16 protein-coding genes are annotated in these 18876 nt (G+C 55.8%); 12 read left to right on the plus strand and 4 right to left on the minus strand.

The window, feature by feature from the left end; translation table 11 throughout:
* The first annotated feature begins 21 nt into the window (after window positions 1-21).
* The 7 genes from yihU (at window position 22) to ompL (ending at window position 8760) form a co-directional block, all read left to right on the plus strand.
* Window positions 22-912, plus strand: coding sequence for a sulfolactaldehyde 3-reductase (gene yihU, locus G0034_RS22840; protein ID WP_179121284.1), 891 nt, complete (start codon window positions 22-24; stop codon window positions 910-912).
* A 17-nt stretch (window positions 913-929) separates the two neighbouring features.
* Entirely contained in the window at window positions 930-1805 is an 876-nt protein-coding gene (gene yihT / locus G0034_RS22845) for a sulfofructosephosphate aldolase (protein ID WP_179121285.1), read from the plus strand.
* Window positions 1806-1819: 14 nt separating this feature from the next.
* On the plus strand, window positions 1820-3061 hold the full coding sequence (gene yihS, locus G0034_RS22850; protein WP_179121286.1) for a sulfoquinovose isomerase: 1242 nt from the start codon (window positions 1820-1822) through the stop codon (window positions 3059-3061).
* Window positions 3062-3078: 17 nt separating this feature from the next.
* Entirely contained in the window at window positions 3079-5103 is a 2025-nt protein-coding gene (locus G0034_RS22855; RefSeq protein WP_023336487.1) for an alpha-glucosidase, read from the plus strand.
* A gap of 45 nt (window positions 5104-5148) precedes the next feature.
* Window positions 5149-6531 (plus strand): MFS transporter, encoded by a 1383-nt coding sequence (locus tag G0034_RS22860; RefSeq protein ID WP_014885756.1) that lies wholly within the window; start codon window positions 5149-5151, stop codon window positions 6529-6531.
* Window positions 6532-6574: 43 nt separating this feature from the next.
* Window positions 6575-7999 (plus strand): MFS transporter, encoded by a 1425-nt coding sequence (locus G0034_RS22865; protein ID WP_032635189.1) that lies wholly within the window; start codon window positions 6575-6577, stop codon window positions 7997-7999.
* A gap of 74 nt (window positions 8000-8073) precedes the next feature.
* A complete protein-coding gene (gene ompL / locus G0034_RS22870) occupies window positions 8074-8760 on the plus strand; it encodes a porin OmpL (RefSeq protein ID WP_014885758.1) in 687 nt (228 codons plus the stop codon).
* A gap of 50 nt (window positions 8761-8810) precedes the next feature.
* On the opposite strand, the gene typA is transcribed toward ompL, so the two are convergent.
* Entirely contained in the window at window positions 8811-10634 is a 1824-nt protein-coding gene (gene typA, locus G0034_RS22875) for a ribosome-dependent GTPase TypA (protein ID WP_032635191.1), read from the minus strand.
* A 378-nt stretch (window positions 10635-11012) separates the two neighbouring features.
* On the opposite strand from typA, the gene glnA reads away from it, so the two are divergent.
* The 4 genes from glnA (at window position 11013) to G0034_RS22895 (ending at window position 15286) form a co-directional block, all read left to right on the plus strand.
* A complete protein-coding gene (gene glnA, locus G0034_RS22880) occupies window positions 11013-12422 on the plus strand; it encodes a glutamate--ammonia ligase (RefSeq protein WP_008501856.1) in 1410 nt (469 codons plus the stop codon).
* A 169-nt stretch (window positions 12423-12591) separates the two neighbouring features.
* Window positions 12592-13641 (plus strand): nitrogen regulation protein NR(II), encoded by a 1050-nt coding sequence (glnL, locus tag G0034_RS22885; protein WP_014885760.1) that lies wholly within the window; start codon window positions 12592-12594, stop codon window positions 13639-13641.
* A gap of 11 nt (window positions 13642-13652) precedes the next feature.
* A complete protein-coding gene (gene glnG, locus G0034_RS22890) occupies window positions 13653-15065 on the plus strand; it encodes a nitrogen regulation protein NR(I) (protein WP_014885761.1) in 1413 nt (470 codons plus the stop codon).
* A 110-nt stretch (window positions 15066-15175) separates the two neighbouring features.
* Window positions 15176-15286 (plus strand): YshB family small membrane protein, encoded by a 111-nt coding sequence (locus G0034_RS22895; RefSeq protein WP_023331639.1) that lies wholly within the window; start codon window positions 15176-15178, stop codon window positions 15284-15286.
* A gap of 99 nt (window positions 15287-15385) precedes the next feature.
* On the opposite strand, the gene hemN is transcribed toward G0034_RS22895, so the two are convergent.
* Both hemN and yihI read right to left on the minus strand, forming a co-directional pair.
* A complete protein-coding gene (gene hemN / locus G0034_RS22900; protein WP_047624616.1) occupies window positions 15386-16759 on the minus strand; it encodes an oxygen-independent coproporphyrinogen III oxidase in 1374 nt (457 codons plus the stop codon).
* Window positions 16760-16947: 188 nt separating this feature from the next.
* The gene (gene yihI, locus G0034_RS22905) at window positions 16948-17463 is read right to left on the minus strand and encodes a Der GTPase-activating protein YihI (RefSeq protein WP_014885763.1); all 516 of its coding nucleotides are present in this window, start codon (window positions 17461-17463) and stop codon (window positions 16948-16950) included.
* A gap of 576 nt (window positions 17464-18039) precedes the next feature.
* Here yihI and yihA point away from each other — a divergent pair.
* Window positions 18040-18669: a ribosome biogenesis GTP-binding protein YihA/YsxC gene (gene yihA / locus G0034_RS22910; RefSeq protein ID WP_179121287.1), complete on the plus strand. Its 630-nt coding sequence runs from the start codon at window positions 18040-18042 to the stop codon at window positions 18667-18669.
* Window positions 18670-18767: 98 nt separating this feature from the next.
* On the opposite strand, the gene spfP is transcribed toward yihA, so the two are convergent.
* On the minus strand, window positions 18768-18815 hold the full coding sequence (gene spfP, locus G0034_RS23700; RefSeq protein WP_071892919.1) for a small protein SpfP: 48 nt from the start codon (window positions 18813-18815) through the stop codon (window positions 18768-18770).
* Between the last annotated feature and the right edge of the window lie 61 nt (window positions 18816-18876).

Genomic DNA, 18876 nt, shown 5'->3' on the forward strand with positions numbered 1-18876 from the left:
ACGATGTGACAGGAGAAAGGCATGTCAGCAATCGCATTTATCGGTTTAGGGCAGATGGGCGCGCCAATGGCGAAGAATCTGCTGAAACAAGGTCACCGGCTTCAGGTCTTTGATGTGAACCCGCAGGCCGTCCAGACGCTGGTGGAGAGCGGCGCACAGGCAGTGGCGACGCCAGCGCAGGCCGCTGCGGATGCCGAATTCGTCATAACCATGCTGCCCAACGGCGACCTGGTGCGCAGCGTCCTGTTCGGCGAGCACGGCGTTTGCGAAGGGTTATCCCGCGATGCGCTGGTGATCGATATGTCCACCATTCATCCACTACAAACTGACGCGCTGATCCGTGACATGGCGGAGCGCGGCTTCAGCCTGATGGACGTCCCCGTCGGACGAACGTCTGACCATGCCATCGCCGGTACGTTACTTCTGCTGGCAGGCGGCACGGCGCAGCAGGTTGAGCGCGCCACGCCGGTATTAATGGCGATGGGCAATGAGCTGATCAACGCTGGCGGGCCGAGCATGGGTATCCGCGTGAAGCTTATCAATAACTACATGAGCATCGCCCTGAATGCGCTTTCAGCAGAGGCGGCCGTACTGTGCGAAGCGCTCGGCCTCTCCTTCGACGTGGCGCTCAAGGTCATGAGCGGCACGCCGGCAGGCAAAGGCCACTTCACGACCTCATGGCCGAACAAGGTGCTGAAAGGGGATCTTTCACCCGCCTTCATGATCGACCTTGCGCATAAAGATCTGGGCATTGCGCTCGACGTGGCCAACCAGCTCCACGTTCCCATGCCGCTCGGCGCGGCTTCCCGTGAAGTTTACAACCAGGCTCGCGCCGCCGGGCGCGGGCGCGAAGACTGGACGGCCATTCTTGAACAGGTTCGCGCATCTGCCGGGCTGAAAAAATCACACTGATACGAAAGGACTGAGGAATGACGATGTACACCCTGAAAGATATCACCCGACCTTCCGGCGGTTTTGCCATGCTGGCCGTGGACCAGCGCGAAGCGATGCGCCTGATGTTTGCTGCGGCAGGCGCGCCGGTGCCGGTAACCGACCAGCACCTCACGGATTTTAAGGTTAACGCGGCCAAAATCCTGTCGCCGTATGCCTCCGCTATTCTGGTTGACCAGCAGTTCTGCTATCGCCAGATCGTTGAGCAGCAGGCCGTCGCCAAAAGCTGCGCGATGATTGTGGCAGCGGACGAGTTTATACCGGGCAACGGTATTCCGGTCGATAGCGTGGTGATCGACAAAAACATCGACGCGCAGGCAGTAAAACGCGATGGCGGCAAGGCGCTGAAGCTGCTGGTGCTGTGGCGCAGCGATGAAGATCCGCAGCAACGTCTGGAGATGGTGAAGGCGTTCAATACGCTGTGCCATAGCAACGGACTGCTTAGCATTATCGAACCGGTGGTGCGTCCGCCGCGTCGCGGTGCCGCGTTCAACCGCGAGCAGGCGATTATCGACGCCGCCAGAGAGCTGGGCGATAGCGGTGCCGACCTCTACAAAGTGGAGATGCCGCTGTTCGGTAAAGGTACGCAGCAGGAACTGCTGGCCGCCTCGCAAAAGCTGAACGCGGAAATCAATATGCCGTGGGTGATCCTCTCTTCCGGCGTGGATGACAAGCTCTTCCCGCGCGCGGTGCAGGTTGCCATGCAGGCGGGGGCTTCAGGCTTTTTAGCCGGTCGCGCCGTGTGGTCCTCCGTGGTGGGGCTGCCGGATATTGAAATGATGCTACGCGACGTCTCTGTGCCAAAACTGCAGCGTTTGGGTGAGATCGTCGACGAAATGATGGCTCGCCGCTAAGAAAGGACCCGAACATGAAATGGTTTAACACCCTGAGCCATAACCGCTGGCTCGAACAAGAGACCGACCGTATTTTCGATTTCGGTAAAAACGCCGCCGTGCCGACCGGCTTTGGCTGGCTGGGCAATAACGGCCAGGTGCGTAGCGATATGGGCACACATCTGTGGATCACCGCCCGCATGCTGCACGTGTATGCGGTGGCCGCCAATATGGGGCGTCCCGGGGCGTATACCCTGGTTGAGCACGGCATTAATGCCCTCAACGGCCCGCTGCGCGACAAACAGCACGGCGGCTGGTACGCCTGTGTGAACGATGAAGGCGTGATCGACGCCTCCAAGCAGGGCTATCAGCATTTCTTCGTGCTGCTGGGCGCGGCGAGCGCCGTGACCACCGGCCATCCGCAGGCGCGCAAACTGCTGGACGATGCGATTGAGGTGATCGAGCGCTATTTCTGGAGCGAGGAAGAACAAATGTGCCTCGAATCCTGGGACGAGGCCTTTAGCAAAACCGAGGATTATCGCGGCGGCAACGCCAACATGCATGCCGTTGAAGCGTTCCTGATCGTCTATGACGTCACGCACGACCGCAAGTGGCTCGACCGCGCCCTGCGTATCGCCTCGGTGATTATTCACGACGTGGCGCGCAAAGGTGAGTACCGCGTTAACGAGCATTTCGACACGAACTGGAACCCGATCCGCGATTACAACATCGACAATCCTGCCCACCGCTTCCGCGCCTACGGCGGCACGCCGGGCCACTGGATCGAGTGGGGCCGCCTGATGTTGCACCTGCGCGCCGCGCTGGAAGCCCGTTTTGAAACCCCGCCGGAGTGGCTGCTGGAAGATGCGAAAGGACTGTTCCATGCCACCATCCGCGACGCCTGGGCACCGGACGGGGCCGATGGTTTCGTCTACTCCGTAGGCTGGGATGGTAAGCCTATTGTCCGTGAACGCGTGCGCTGGCCTATCGTCGAGGCGATGGGCACGGCTTACGCACTCTACACCGTAACCGGCGAAGCACAGTATGAAGCCTGGTATCAGAAGTGGTGGGATTACTGCATTAAGTACCTGATGGATTACGAGAACGGTTCCTGGTGGCAGGAGCTGGATACCCATAACGAAGTGACAACCAAAGTCTGGGACGGCAAGCAGGATATTTACCATCTGCTGCACTGCCTGGTGATCCCACGTTTGCCGCTGGCACCGGGCTTAGCCCCGGCAACGGCCGCCGGTTTGCTGGACTGCCTGGCCAAATAATAAAAGACGGAGTTTTTATGCGTACCCTACACAATATTGACCTGAAAAATAACGAAAGGGGTTTCACCCTGCACTGGGAAAACCGCCTGATTTTGTCCCATACCGCGGATGCGCCCTGCCTGTGGATCGGTGCAGGCGTCGCCGATATTGAGATGTTTCGCGGCAATTTCAGCATCAAGGACAAACTAAACGAAAAGATCGCGCTGACGGACGCAACCGTCACGCAGCAAAGCGCGGGCTGGGCGATCCGCTTTACCCGTGGCGATGCGGTCAGCGCGACGCTGCTGGTGGGCGTGGATGGCGAAGGCCGCCTGGAGATGAAGCTTAAAAACGATGCCACCCGCCATAACCGCATCTGGCTGCGGCTGGCGGCTCAGCCAGAAGATCACATTTACGGCTGCGGCGAGCAGTTCTCTTATTTCGATCTGCGCGGCAAGCCGTTCCCGCTGTGGACCAGCGAACAAGGCGTGGGCCGTAACAAGCAAACCTACGTGACCTGGCAGGCCGACTGCAAAGAGAACGCAGGCGGCGATTACTACTGGACCTTCTTCCCACAGCCTACCTTCGTGAGCACCCAGAAGTACTACTGCCACGTGGACAACAGCTGCTACATGAATTTTGACTTCAGCGCGCCGGACTTCCACGAACTGGCGTTCTGGGAAGATACCGCCACGTTGCGCTTCGACTGTGCGGAAACCTACGTCGGCCTGCTGGAAAAACTCACCGGACTGCTGGGGCGTCAGCCTGAACTGCCGGACTGGGTTTACGACGGCGTGACGCTGGGTATTCAGGGCGGCACCGAGGTCTGTCAGCAGAAGCTCGACGTCATGCGCAAAGGGGGCGTGAAGGTGAACGGCATCTGGGCGCAGGACTGGTCCGGCATTCGCATGACCTCCTTCGGCAAACGCGTGATGTGGAACTGGAAGTGGAACAGCGAGCTGTACCCACAGCTTGACGAGCGTATTCCACAATGGAAACAGGAAGGCGTGCAGTTCCTCTCCTACATCAACCCGTACGTCGCCAGCGATAAAGATCTCTGCGAAGAAGCAGCGAAACGCGGCTATCTGACTAAAAATGCCGACGGCAAGGACTACCACGTCGAGTTTGGCGAGTTCTATGCGGGCGTCATCGACCTGACCAATCCTGAAGCCTACGACTGGTACAAAGAGGTCATCAAAAAGAACCTGATCGAACTGGGCTGCGGCGGCTGGATGGCCGATTTCGGGGAATATCTTCCGACTGACACGTTCCTGCACAACGGCGTTAGCGCAGAGATCATGCACAACGCGTGGCCAGCCCTGTGGGCCAAATGTAACTACGAGGCGCTGGAGGAGACCGGCAAACTTGGCGAGATCCTGTTCTTTATGCGCGCAGGCTACACCGGCAGCCAGAAGCACTCGGTGATGATGTGGGCGGGAGATCAGAACGTCGACTGGAGCCTGGACGACGGTCTGGCATCCGTGGTGCCTGCGGCGCTGTCTCTGGCGATGACCGGGCATGGCCTGCACCACAGCGACATCGGCGGCTATACCACCCTGTTCGAGATGAAGCGCAGTAAAGAGTTGCTGCTGCGCTGGTGCGATTTTAACGCCTTCACGCCGATGATGCGCACCCACGAAGGTAACCGTCCTGGCGATAACTGGCAGTTCGACGGCGATGCGGAAACCATCGCGCACTTCGCGCGCATGACCACCGTTTTCACCACCCTTAAGCCGTATATCAAAGCCGCCGTCGCGCAGAACGCGAAAAGCGGCCTGCCGGTGATGCGCCCGCTGTTCCTGCACTACGAGGACGACGCACGCGCCTACACGCTGAAATACCAGTATCTGTTTGGCCGCGATCTGCTGGTGGCGCCCGTTCACGAAGAGGGGCGCACGGACTGGACGCTCTATCTGCCGCAGGACAACTGGGTGAATGCGTGGACCGGGGAATGCTGCCAGGGCGGTGACGTGACCGTTGATGCCCCACTCGGCAAGCCACCGGTCTTCTATCGCCAGCACAGTGAATGGGCAGATCTGTTTAGCACCTTACGTCATATCTGATAAGGCTCGCCCGCAGGGAAACCTGCGGGCAGACGGAGAACAATAATGAGTCAACATACTTCTGATCCGGCAACCCTGCGCCTGCCGTTTAAAGAGAAACTCGCCTACGGGATGGGCGATCTCGGCTCTAACATCCTGCTGGATATCGGCACGCTGTATCTGCTGAAGTTTTACACCGACGTGCTGGGGCTGCCGGGCACCTACGGCGGGATCATCTTCCTGATTGCGAAGTTCTTTACCGCCTTCACCGATATGGGCACCGGGATCATGCTCGACTCCCGGCGCAAGATTGGCCCGAAAGGGAAATTCCGCCCGTTCGTGCTGTACGCCGCCTTCCCGGTGACGCTGCTGGCGATTGCCAACTTCGTGGGCACGCCGTTTGAGGTGACCGGTAAAACGGTGATGGCAACCGTGCTGTTTATGCTGTACGGCCTGTTCTTCAGCATGATGAACTGTTCTTACGGCGCGATGGTGCCCGCCATTACCAAAAACCCGGACGAGCGCGCCTCGCTGGCCGCATGGCGTCAGGGCGGTGCCACGCTCGGCCTGCTGCTCTGTACCGTGGGCTTTGTCCCGGTGATGAACCTGATTGAGGGCAACGATCAGCTAGGCTATATCTTTGCCGCCACCCTCTTCTCGCTGTTCGGGCTGTTCTTTATGTGGTGGTGCTATAAGGGCGTGACCGAGCGTTACGTCGAGATGCAGCCTGCCAATCCGGCGCAAAAGCCGGGGCTGTTGCAGTCTTTTCGCGCCATCGCCGGGAACCGACCGCTGTTTATTCTGTGCATCGCTAACCTGTGCACGCTGGGTGCCTTTAACGTCAAGCTCGCCATCCAGGTCTACTACACGCAGTACGTGCTGAACGACCCGATTCTGCTGTCGTATATGGGCTTCTTCAGCATGGGCTGTATTTTTATCGGCGTCTTTATGATGCCCGGCGCGGTGCGGCGCTTCGGTAAGAAAAAGGTCTACATCAGCGGGCTGATGATTTGGGTGGCCGGCGATCTGCTCAACTACTTCTTCGGCGGCGGCTCGGTGAGCTTTGTGGCGTTCTCCTGCCTCGCGTTCTTCGGTTCCGCGTTTGTGAACAGCCTGAACTGGGCGCTGGTCTCCGACACCGTGGAGTACGGCGAGTGGCGCACCGGCGTGCGCTCCGAGGGAACGGTCTATACCGGCTTTACCTTCTTCCGCAAGGTATCTCAGGCGCTGGCGGGCTTCTTCCCGGGGATCATGCTCACGCAGATCGGCTATGTGCCCAACGTAGTGCAATCCGCCGGTACGGTTGAAGGGCTGCGGCAGCTGATATTTATCTATCCAAGTCTGCTGGCGGTCATCACCATCGTGGCGATGGGCTGCTTCTACAACCTCAACGAGAAGATGTATGTGCGCATCGTCGAAGAGATCGAACTGCGCAAGCGTACGGCATAAATGACGTGATAGAGCGCCCTGCGGGGCGCTCTGAGGATCGACCATGAGAGATAATATTGATCCGTTAACCCTGAAATTGAGCCTGCGTGAGAAGTGCGCCTACGGGATGGGCGATTTTGGCTCGAACCTGATGCTGTGTATTGGCACGCTGTATCTGCTGAAGTTTTACACGGATGAACTGGGCATGCCCGCGTTCTATGGCGGCATTATTTTCCTGGTAGCGAAATTCTTCACCGCGTTTACCGACATGCTGACCGGCGTGCTGCTGGACTCCCGGCGGAATATCGGTAAGAAGGGAAAATTCCGGCCATTCATTCTCTACGCCTCCGTCCCGGTGGCGCTGGTCGCGACGGCGCAGTTTATGGCCAACGACTTTAGCCTGACGGTGAAAACGGCGCTCGCCACGGTGCTCTTTATGCTGTTTGGCCTGTGCTATAGCCTGATGAATTGCTCCTACGGCGCGATGGTTCCGGCCATCACCAAAAACCCGAACGAGCGTGCGCAGCTTGCCGCCTGGCGTCAGGGCGGCGCGACGGTGGGGCTGTTGCTCTGCACCGTGGGCTTTATGCCCATTCAGGCACTGTTCATCCACCAGCCCTCACTCGGTTATCTGGTGGCCGCGCTGGTGTTTGTGACGGGTGGCCTGTTCTGCATGTGGTGGTGCTACAGCGGTGTGAAAGAGCGCTACGTGGAGCTCACGCCCGATCACCATAAGCCCGGCATTCTGAAATCGTTCTGCGCGATTTTCCGCAACCCGCCACTGCTGGTGCTGTGCATCGCCAACCTGTGTACCCTCGCCGCGTTTAACATCAAGCTGGCGATTCAGGTCTATTACACCCAGTACGTGCTGAACGATCTTCATCTGCTGTCGTGGATGGGTTTTTTCAGCATGGGCTGCATTCTGATTGGCGTGTTTCTGGTGCCCGGCGCGGTGAAGCGCTTTGGCAAGAAGCCGGTGTATCTGGGTGGGCTGGCACTGTGGGCAGTGGGTGACGTGCTGAACTTCTTCTGGGGGACCAGCTCCCTGCTGTTTGTGCTGTTTTCCTGTATGGCCTTCTTCGGCACGGCGTTTGTGAACAGCCTGAACTGGGCGCTGGTGCCGGATACCGTCGATTATGGCGAATGGAAAACCGGCATCCGCGCCGAAGGGTCGGTTTACACCGGTTATACCTTCTCGCGCAAAATATCCGCCGCCCTCGCTGGCTTCCTGCCCGGCATCATGCTGACCCAGATTGGCTACGTTCCCCATGCCGTTCAAAGCGCGGGCACGCTGCTGGGATTGCGTCAGCTTATTTTCCTCTGGCCATGCGGTCTGGCAATCGTCGCCGCTGTGACCATGGGGCTGTTTTATAAACTCAACGAAGCGCGCTTCGCCTTTATTATCGAGGAGATTGGAAAACGGAAAAAACAATCAGCGAATACCCCTGAGATAACCACCAACAATAAAGCGTCAGCAGTCACTTTATAACAATAAATCCGGCCAATATGTCCTTCCTGTTAATCAGGAGGGAGGCCTTTCTGTACCTGATACATGGACAAATTATGAAAAGAATCATCACTGTACTGATCGTGTCGTCTGTGTCCTGCCCGGTATTTGCCGGGGCCTATGTCGAAACCCGCGAAGCTTACAATACGGCCTCTGAACTGCACGAGGTGATCCTGCGTGCGGGATATAACTTTGATATGGGCGCGGGGCTGATGTTCACCAATGCCTATAACGTGGGGAAATGGGATGAGCTGAAGCACAGCTATAACGAAATAGAGGGATGGTATCCGCTCTTTAAACCCACCGACAAACTCACCTTCCAGCCCGGCGGATTGATTAATGACAGCAGCGCCGGTTCGGGTGGTGCCGTCTATCTGGACACCAACTATAAATTCATCGACTGGTTTAACCTGACCTTCCGCTATCGCTATAACCATAACAATTACGATACGCCGGACTATAACGGTCAGATGGATAAGAACGACACGCACGAGTTTGCCAACTACTGGAATTTCAAAGTAACGGATGCGTTTTTCTACACGTTTGAACCGCACTTTTTCCAGCGGGTGAATGATTATCACAGCAAAAATGGCAAAGACCATCACTGGGAAATCACCAATAAATTCAGCTATAAGATCGACAGAAACTGGCTGCCGTACCTCGAACTTCAGTGGCTGGACAGATGGAATGATTACAACCGCGAGCAGTACCGAATTCGCCTGGGGTTACGGTACTCGTTCTAACAAAAAAGCCGCTGATTTCTCAGCGGCTTTTTTACTACGGATTGACCGTATTAGTCTTCTTTCGCACCGCGCATAGCACGTTTACGATCGTTCTCGGTCAGGTGACGTTTACGGATACGAATTGACTGTGGAGTCACTTCGACCAGTTCGTCGTCATCGATGAATTCCAGAGCCTGCTCCAGAGTCATCTTGATCGGTGGAACCAGAACCGTTGCTTCGTCAGTACCGGACGCACGCATGTTGGTCAGTTTCTTACCGGTCAGGCAGTTTACGGTCAGGTCGTTAGAACGACTGTGAATACCGATGATCTGGCCTTCGTAAACTTCTGCACCGTGACCCAGGAACAGCTTACCGCGATCCTGCAGACCGAACAGCGCGAACGCAACCGCTTTACCCTGACCGTTGGAGATCAGCACGCCGTTGTTACGCTGGCCCACTTCGCCCGGACGCACGTCGTCGTAGTGGCTGAAGGTGGAGTACAGCAGACCGGTACCGGAGGTCATGGTCATGAACTCAGAACGGAAGCCGATCAGGCCACGGCTTGGAATCACGTAGTCGAGACGTACGCGGCCTTTGCCATCTGGATTCATGTTTTTCAGGTCGCCTTTACGCTCGCCCAGTGCCTGCATAACAGAACCCTGGTGCTGCTCTTCAACGTCCAGCGTTACGTTCTCAAACGGCTCTTGTTTACGGCCGTCGATTTCGCGGAAGATAACTTTCGGACGGGAAACCGCCATCTCGAAACCTTCACGACGCATGTTTTCGATCAGGACTGACAGGTGCAGCTCGCCACGACCCGAAACGCGGAATGCGTCAGCATCCTGAGTTTCTTCAACGCGCAGCGCAACGTTGTGCACCAGCTCTTTGTTCAGGCGGTCAAGGATCTGACGAGAGGTAACGAATTTACCTTCTTTACCACAGAACGGAGAGGTGTTGACGTTGAAGAACATGGATACGGTTGGTTCATCAACGGACAGAGCAGGCAGCGCTTCGACGTTCTGCGGATCGCAGATGGTGTCGGAGATGTTCAGCTCGCCCAGACCGGTGATCGCGATGATGTCGCCCGCTTCCGCGATGTCGCTCTCGATACGCTCAAGACCCAGGTGAGTCAGGACTTTACCGACTTTACCGTTACGGGTTTTGCCTTCGCTATCAATGATAGTGACCTGCTGGTTAGGCTTCACCTTACCGCGCTTGATACGACCAATGCCGATGACGCCAACATAGTTGTTGTAGTCGAGCTGGGAGATCTGCATCTGCAGGGTGCCGTCCAGGTCAACGTTTGGCGCAGGAACACGGTCAACAATCGCCTGATACAGCGGGGTCATGTCTTCAGCCATGTCTTCATGGTCCAGACCAGCGATACCGTTCAGCGCAGACGCGTAAACGATAGGGAAGTCCAGCTGCTCGTCGGTCGCGTCGAGGTTAACGAACAGGTCGAAGACCTGGTCAACAACCCAGTCAGGACGCGCGCCAGGACGGTCAACTTTGTTGATAACAACGATTGGCTTCAGACCATGGGCAAAAGCTTTTTTGGTCACGAAGCGCGTCTGTGGCATTGGGCCATCCATTGCGTCAACGACCAGCAGAACGGAGTCTACCATGGACATTACACGTTCAACTTCACCACCGAAGTCGGCGTGCCCTGGGGTATCAACGATGTTGATACGGTAGTCATTCCATTTAATCGCGGTGTTTTTCGCGAGGATGGTAATCCCACGCTCTTTCTCCAAATCGTTGGAGTCCATCACGCGTTCTTGGGTTTCGGCACGCGCATCAAACGTACCGGATTGCTGCAGCAGCTTGTCAACCAGGGTAGTTTTACCATGGTCTACGTGCGCGATGATGGCGATGTTACGCAAATTTTCGATCACAACTTTGCCTCAGGCATTTAGAAATAGCGCGTTATTGTACACGGATTAATCGCACTACAAAACAGGATCACAAACATCCCCCGCAAACAAGTATTGCAGAGATGCTTTGTGATCGCTTTCACGGAGCGGTAAAAGGGCACTTTAACGTAAATTGCACCAATATGGTGCTCAATGTTCACATTGAAGCACTATACTGGTGCAACAAATCCATTGTGGTGCAGCCCTTTTGCACTATGGTGCGCATGATAACGCCTTTTTGGGGTGTTTTAAAAGTTGGCACAGATTTCGCTTTATAAAAATACATGGCACACGGCCAGTACAAACAGAAATTGAAGACCTCGTTACCACGACGACAATGACCAATCTGGAGAGTTAAGTATGTCCGCTGAACACGTTTTGACGATGCTGAACGAACATGAAGTGAAGTTTGTTGATCTGCGCTTCACCGATACCAAAGGTAAAGAACAGCACGTCACAATCCCTGCTCATCAGGTGAACGCCGAATTCTTTGAAGAAGGCAAAATGTTTGACGGCTCCTCCATTGGTGGCTGGAAAGGCATTAACGAATCCGACATGGTTCTGATGCCAGATGCGACCACCGCGGTCATTGATCCGTTCTTCGAAGAACCAACCCTGATCATCCGTTGCGACATCCTCGAGCCAGGCACGCTGCAGGGCTACGACCGCGACCCACGTTCTATCGCTAAACGCGCTGAAGAGTACCTGCGTTCTACCGGCATCGCGGACACCGTGCTGTTCGGGCCAGAGCCAGAGTTCTTCCTGTTCGATGACATCCGTTTCGGTGCCTCTATTTCTGGCTCCCACGTAGCAATCGACGACATCGAAGGTGCATGGAACTCCTCCACCAAATACGAAGGTGGTAACAAAGGTCACCGTCCAGGCGTGAAAGGCGGTTACTTCCCGGTTCCACCGGTCGACTCTGCACAGGACATCCGTTCCACCATGTGTCTGGTGATGGAAGAAATGGGCCTGGTGGTTGAAGCTCACCACCACGAAGTCGCGACTGCGGGTCAGAACGAAGTGGCTACCCGCTTCAACACCATGACCAAAAAAGCGGACGAAATTCAGATCTACAAATACGTTGTGCATAACGTTGCGCACCGTTTCGGTAAAACCGCGACCTTCATGCCAAAACCGATGTTTGGCGATAACGGTTCCGGTATGCACTGCCACATGTCTCTGTCCAAGAACGGCACCAACCTGTTCTCTGGCGACAAATATGCTGGTCTGTCTGAGCAGGCGCTGTACTACATTGGCGGCGTTATCAAACACGCTAAAGCGATCAACGCCCTGGCGAACCCAACCACGAACTCCTACAAGCGTCTGGTCCCGGGCTACGAAGCACCAGTCATGCTGGCTTACTCTGCGCGTAACCGTTCTGCTTCTATCCGTATCCCGGTGGTGGCGTCTCCTAAAGCGCGTCGTATCGAAGTTCGCTTCCCGGACCCAGCGGCTAACCCATACCTGTGCTTCGCAGCACTGCTGATGGCCGGTCTGGACGGTATCAAGAACAAGATCCACCCAGGCGAAGCGATGGACAAAAACCTGTACGACCTGCCGCCAGAAGAAGCGAAAGAGATCCCACAGGTTGCTGGCTCTCTGGAAGAAGCCCTGCAGGCGCTGGACGCAGACCGTGAGTTCCTGACGGCGGGCGGCGTGTTCACTGACGACGCTATCGATGCTTACATCGCCCTGCGTACCGAAGAGAACGACCGCGTGCGCATGACGCCACACCCGGTTGAGTTCGAACTGTACTACAGCGTTTAATTAAGTTGTTTTACCCGGCGTGACAAGCGCCGGGAGTAGTTGCCGTGGAAACTTTTAGCCCATCTCCGGATGGGCTTTTTTCTCCACCAACAACCTGATCTCACGCGCTTTTTACGCCGAAAAAGCTATACTGCACTAAAACAGTGCAACGACTCCAGGAGACTGCTGAATGGCAACTGGCACGCTGCCCGATGCTGGGCAGATCCTCAATTCTTTAATTAACAGTATCTTGCTGGTCGACGACGAGCTGGCCGTTCATTACGCCAACCCGGCGGCGCAGCAGCTGCTGGCCCAAAGCGCGCGGAAACTGTTTGGTACCCCGCTTCCGGAACTCCTGAGCTATTTTTCGCTGAATATTGGCCTGATGCAGGAAAGTTTGCAGGCCGGCCAGGGGTTTACCGATAACGAAGTGACGCTGGTGATCGACGGGCGCTCGCATATTCTGTCGCTGACTGCGCAACGGCTTCCAGAAGGGATGATCCTGCTTGAAATGGCGCCGATGGATAATCAGCGTCGCCTGAGCCAGGAGCAGCTCCAGCATGCGCAGCAAATTGCCGCCCGTGACCTGGTGCGTGGTCTGGCGCATGAAATCAAAAACCCGCTGGGTGGGTTACGCGGTGCGGCGCAGCTTCTGACCAAGGCGTTACCCGATCCTGCGCTGGCGGAGTACACCAACGTCATCATTGAGCAGGCGGACCGTCTGCGTAATCTGGTTGACCGTCTTCTGGGGCCGCAACAGCCGGGAATGCATGTTACGGAAAGCATTCACAAGGTGGCTGAACGCGTCGTGAAACTCGTCTCGATGGAGCTGCCGGAGAACGTCACGCTGGTGCGTGATTACGACCCCAGCCTGCCGGAACTGGCGCATGACCCGGATCAAATTGAGCAGGTCCTGTTGAATATTGTCCGCAATGCCCTGCAGGCGCTGGGACCTGAAGGGGGCGAGATTATTTTACGTACCCGTACCGCCTTCCAGCTCACCTTACACGGCGTGCGCTATCGGCTGGCGGCGCGCATCGACGTCGAGGATAACGGGCCCGGTATTCCCTCCCATCTTCAGGACACTCTGTTTTATCCGATGGTCAGCGGTCGCGAAGGCGGGACCGGCCTGGGCTTATCTATCGCCCGCAGCTTGATCGATCAGCACTCCGGAAAAATTGAATTTACCAGTTGGCCGGGACATACCGAGTTTTCGGTTTTCCTGCCGATTAAAAAATAAAGGTGACGTTTATGCAACGAGGGATAGTCTGGGTAGTCGATGACGATAGCTCCATCCGTTGGGTGCTTGAACGCGCGCTCACAGGGGCAGGATTAAGCTGCACGACGTTTGAGAGCGGCAGCGACGTGCTCGATGCACTCACCACCAAAACGCCAGACGTTCTGCTTTCGGATATTCGCATGCCGGGCATGGACGGGCTGGCGCTTTTAAAGCAGATTAAACAACGCCACCCTATGCTTCCGGTCATCATAATGACGGCACACTCCGATCTGGATGCCGCTGTGAGTGCCTATCAGCAAGGGGCGTTCGATTATCTGCCCAAACCGTTTGATATCGATGAGGCGGTGGCACTGGTTGAGCGTGCGATTAGCCATTACCAGGAGCAGCAACAGCCGCGTCACGCGCCCGATTTTGGGCCTACCACCGACATCATCGGCGAAGCGCCAGCGATGCAGGATGTGTTTCGCATTATTGGCCGTCTGTCGCGTTCATCCATCAGCGTGCTGATTAACGGTGAGTCGGGAACTGGTAAAGAGCTTGTGGCGCATGCCTTGCATCGCCACAGCCCGCGAGCAAAAGCGCCGTTTATCGCCCTGAATATGGCCGCGATCCCAAAAGATTTGATTGAGTCCGAGCTGTTCGGCCACGAGAAGGGGGCCTTTACCGGCGCGAATACCATTCGCCAGGGGCGCTTCGAACAGGCTGATGGCGGGACGCTTTTCCTGGACGAGATCGGCGATATGCCGCTGGATGTTCAGACCCGCCTGTTGCGCGTGCTGGCCGACGGGCAGTTTTATCGCGTGGGCGGCTACGCGCCGGTGAAGGTGGACGTGCGCATTATCGCCGCGACGCACCAGAACCTGGAGCAACGCGTACAGGAAGGCAAATTCCGTGAGGATTTATTCCATCGCCTGAACGTGATTCGCGTTCATCTGCCGCCGCTGCGTGAGCGCCGGGAAGATATTCCCCGCCTGGCGCGCCATTTCCTGCAGGTGGCCGCCCGCGAGCTGGGTGTGGAAGCCAAGCAGCTTCACCCGGAAACCGATGCCGCCCTGACGCGTCTGGCGTGGCCAGGCAACGTGCGTCAGCTGGAGAATACCTGTCGCTGGTTAACCGTAATGGCAGCCGGGCAGGAAGTGTTAATTCAGGATTTACCGGCCGAACTGTTTGAAGCGACCGCGCCTGAGAGCAGCACCGGTCACGCGTTGCCGGACAGCTGGGCGACGCTGCTGGCACAATGGGCCGACCGCGCGCTGCGTTCCGGTCATCAAAACTTGTTGTCTGAAGCCCAGCCAGAGATGGAACGTACGTTGTTGACCACCGCGCTTCGTCATACGCAAGGCCATAAGCAGGAAGCCGCCCGCCTGTTGGGATGGGGGCGTAATACCCTGACGCGCAAGCTTAAAGAGCTGGGAATGGAGTAATCTTACCCGAAGTGTAAAGGTTATTAATTGAGCGCAAATTGCCGTTATTTTGCGCTTTACTGTTCTGATGAGTTTTGTATGATCGTGCCCGGAAATTGAGGGTGTCGATCATGCTGGAAACTTTGGTAAATATGCTCTCTAGCGGAGCCGTTGAAAGCCACACGCCACAAACCGCCGTTGCGGCTGTTTTGTGTGCGGCGCTGGTGGGGCTGTTTAGCTAGCGAGCTGTCAATGAAAAGCCGGGTGGCGGCTTCGCCTTACCCGGCCTACAAAAGCGCAAATGTAGGCCGGGTAAGCGAAGCGACACCCGGCATTGCTGCTTAAATTACCCGCGAGAACTGCTGCATGCGCGCCTTCTGGCGCAGATACGCGTCAAAGCACATACAGATGTTACGAATCAACAGACGCCCCTTCGGCGTGACCTCAACGGCACTCTCCGACACCTCCACCAGCCCATCTTTCGCCAGCGGTGCCAGAAGCTTCAGATCTTCCGCGAAGTAATCCCTGAAGTGCAGATCCCACTGCGCCTCAACATCGCTGAATTCGAGACGGAAGTTGCAGATAAGCGCCTTGATCACATCGCGACGGATACAGTCATCACGGGTTAACGCAATGCCGCGCCACAGGGCGTTGCCGGTTTCATCCACCTGCTGATAATACAGCTTCAGCTCTTTCTGGTTCTGCGCGTAGCAGTCGCCCATCATGCTTATCGCGGAGACGCCCAGACCGAGCAGATCGGTATCGCCCTGCGTGGTGTATCCCTGGAAGTTGCGGTGCAGCACCCCTTCTCGCTGGGCGATCGCCAGTTCGTCATCCGGACGAGCAAAGTGATCCATACCGATAAACTGATAGCCGGTCTCGGTCAGAGAAGTAATGGTTTCCTGCAGGATATCCAGTTTCTGCTGAGCAGAAGGGAGATCCGCATCTTTGATTTTACGCTGGGCGGCAAACAACGTCGGCAGGTGCGCATAGTTAAAGACGCTCAGGCGGTCCGGGTTAAGCTCGGCCACACGCTTCAGAGTGAAGGCGAAGCTCTCTGGCGTCTGTTTTGGCAGGCCGTAAATCAGGTCAATATTGGTCGACGTAAAGCCGATTTCACGCGCATGATTGAGCAAGGCAAAGATAAACTCTTCGTCCTGCTCGCGGTTCACCAGACGCTGGACCTCTTTGTTGAAATCCTGCACGCCCATGCTCAGACGGTTGAAGCCTTCCGCGCGTAAGTGATCCAGGACATCCAGCTCAATTTCACGCGGATCAACCTCGATCGAGATTTCAGCATCGTCGTTAAAATTAAAGTGGCTGCGTAAAAGCGTCATCAAACGCGTGATTTGCGCTTTATTCAGGTAGGTTGGCGTGCCGCCGCCCCAATGAAGCTGGCTGACGTGACGCCCTTTAAACAGCGGTGCGCGGTGAAGAATTTCCTGTTCGAGCGCATCGAGATACTGATCGGCTTTATGCTGCTGACGGGTAACGATTTTATTGCAGCCGCAGAAGTAGCAGAGCTTGTGGCAGAACGGAATATGGACGTAGAGCGACAGCGGGCGCTCAGGATAGCGCGCAACAGCCTGCTGAAAATCCGCCTCGCCGAAGGCATCGGAGAACTCCAGCGCAGTGGGGTATGACGTATAACGCGGCCCGGAATAGTTATATTTCTGGATTAGGGCCAAATCCCAGTCGATAGTTGGTGCTGACATGCTCACTCCTTCCGTTGGTGTCGCGTTCGTATACGGCGGCCCGTTCTGGCCCCGTTGCGGGCCATCATTCGGGTGCGCAGCCACTTCTGTCGCCGCGACAACCGCCGTAGTTTAACGAATAACCACACCAGATAACATATAACCGGAAGGGTTATAAGCAGGACTATCGTACCTGCCGGGTGCAAATGTTAGTTTCCACCCTTCAGAAGACGCATCATATCTTCCTGCTTTTCATCTTCTTCTTCGTCGTCTTCGTCGTCATAAGACAGACCCAGCTTCTGCATCAGCTCATCAATGCGGTCCAGTTTGGCATCCACCCATGATTGCTCTTCAGCGGTCAGGGTTTCACCCTCTTCAAGACGTTCCAGCAGCGCGTCCAGGCGCTCATCGTTCTCCAGCAAATCCAGCTCAGCCTGCGGTGAAAGCATAGGTTTCTCGCTCTTTGGTTTGTGCTGCTTAGTGACCGGGGTGTCTGTCACGCCCAGAGGAATGGGAGTTTTACTGCCGATACGAGGATCTTTCTGCTGTTTGCCTTTTGCAGAAGCGCCAGCTGCACCACCGCCGTTCGCACGGCTTCCCGCAGCATGGCCACGATGTTTTTTATCGCGTTTGCGATCGCGCGCTTCCTGGTTCAGTTCTTCGCGCGTTTTGCGGCGTGCTTTCGCAGGGCGTTTAGCACCCGCTGCGGAGGTTGGTTTTTTCATGATGTTTTGTCTTTAAGTCGTTTTCTTCAGTATAGAATTGCGGCGAAATCTAGCAGAAAGCAAGCAAAGAAAAAAGGCGACAGAGCAATCTGTCGCCTTTTTTCCTGACTCACAACCCTTAGCGGGTCAGACATTCCATGTTTACCAACAACAAACCCTGTTTATCCCTTGGCTGATACCGTCCGTGTACGGTTCCCTTTCCTTTTAAAACGCCTCCAGGCGCCGGTCGTCCTGACTGTCCTGCGTCTTCGCCTCCTGGCGCTCCTGACCCTAATCCTTAAGTCGAATTCCTGTTGGCTTCCTCGCCCTGACGCATACTTTACCTTGTTCGCTTAAACTAACAAGCAACGAAACGGTGCAAAAAGAGATTTTCAGACAATTACCCGGAAATAAGCTTATGATTTAAAACAGTTTGGCTTTTTTGACACCTGCGAATTCTCTTAAATCTCCCATAGCATGATGAGCCGATCTCTCACACAAGTGCGGGCTTTCCCCTGCAAGCTCTGTGTAATGAGAAAAGCCTTTTGTTGGCATTCGGGTATAATCCCCCCAGATTACGATTTTGGAGACGACCACGTGACTACCTGGAACTACCAACAGACGCATTTTGTCACCAGTGCGCCCGATATTCGCCACCTGCCATCTGATACCGGTATTGAAGTGGCTTTTGCTGGCCCCTCCAATGCGGGGAAATCCAGCGCCCTGAATACGCTGACCAATCAGAAGAACCTGGCGCGCACCTCAAAAACGCCTGGCCGTACCCAGCTGATCAACCTCTTTGAAGTGGCTGAAGGCAAACGCCTGGTCGACTTGCCGGGATATGGTTATGCGCAGGTGCCTGAAGAGATGAAGATCAAATGGCAACGTGCGCTGGGCGAATACCTGGAAAAACGCATGTGCCTGAAAGGTCTGGTGGTGCTGATGGACATTCGCCATCCGCTGAAAGATCTCGATCAGCAGATGATCGACTGGGCCGTCGCAAGCGATATTGCCGTGCTGGTGCTGCTGACAAAAGCCGATAAGCTGGCAAGCGGTGCGCGTAAAGCGCAGGTGAATATGGTTCGCGAAGCGGTACTGGCCTTCAATGGCGATGTACAGGTGGAGCCTTTCTCTTCGCTGAAAAAACAGGGTGTAGACAAGCTGCGCCAGAAGCTCGATAGCTGGTTTAACGAGCTGGAACCCGCGACAGAAGCGGAAGAAGAGTAATACTGAGCGCGGCAAAGCCCGCGCTTTTTTTTGCCTGAACTTTTCTTTGCCACAATAAAAAACGCCCCAGTCATTACTGACTGGGGCGGCTAAAATATTCAGCCAAATCCGATTACGTGAAGTAAAAGGTCTGAAAGATAGAACATCTTACCTCTGTACCCTACGTCGATAACTCTACCCCTTTTTTTGCTGCAGAAAAAGCACTTT

The organism is Enterobacter sp. T2, from assembly GCF_010692925.1.
In the GTDB taxonomy this organism is placed as follows: Bacteria; Pseudomonadota; Gammaproteobacteria; order Enterobacterales; family Enterobacteriaceae; genus Enterobacter; species Enterobacter kobei.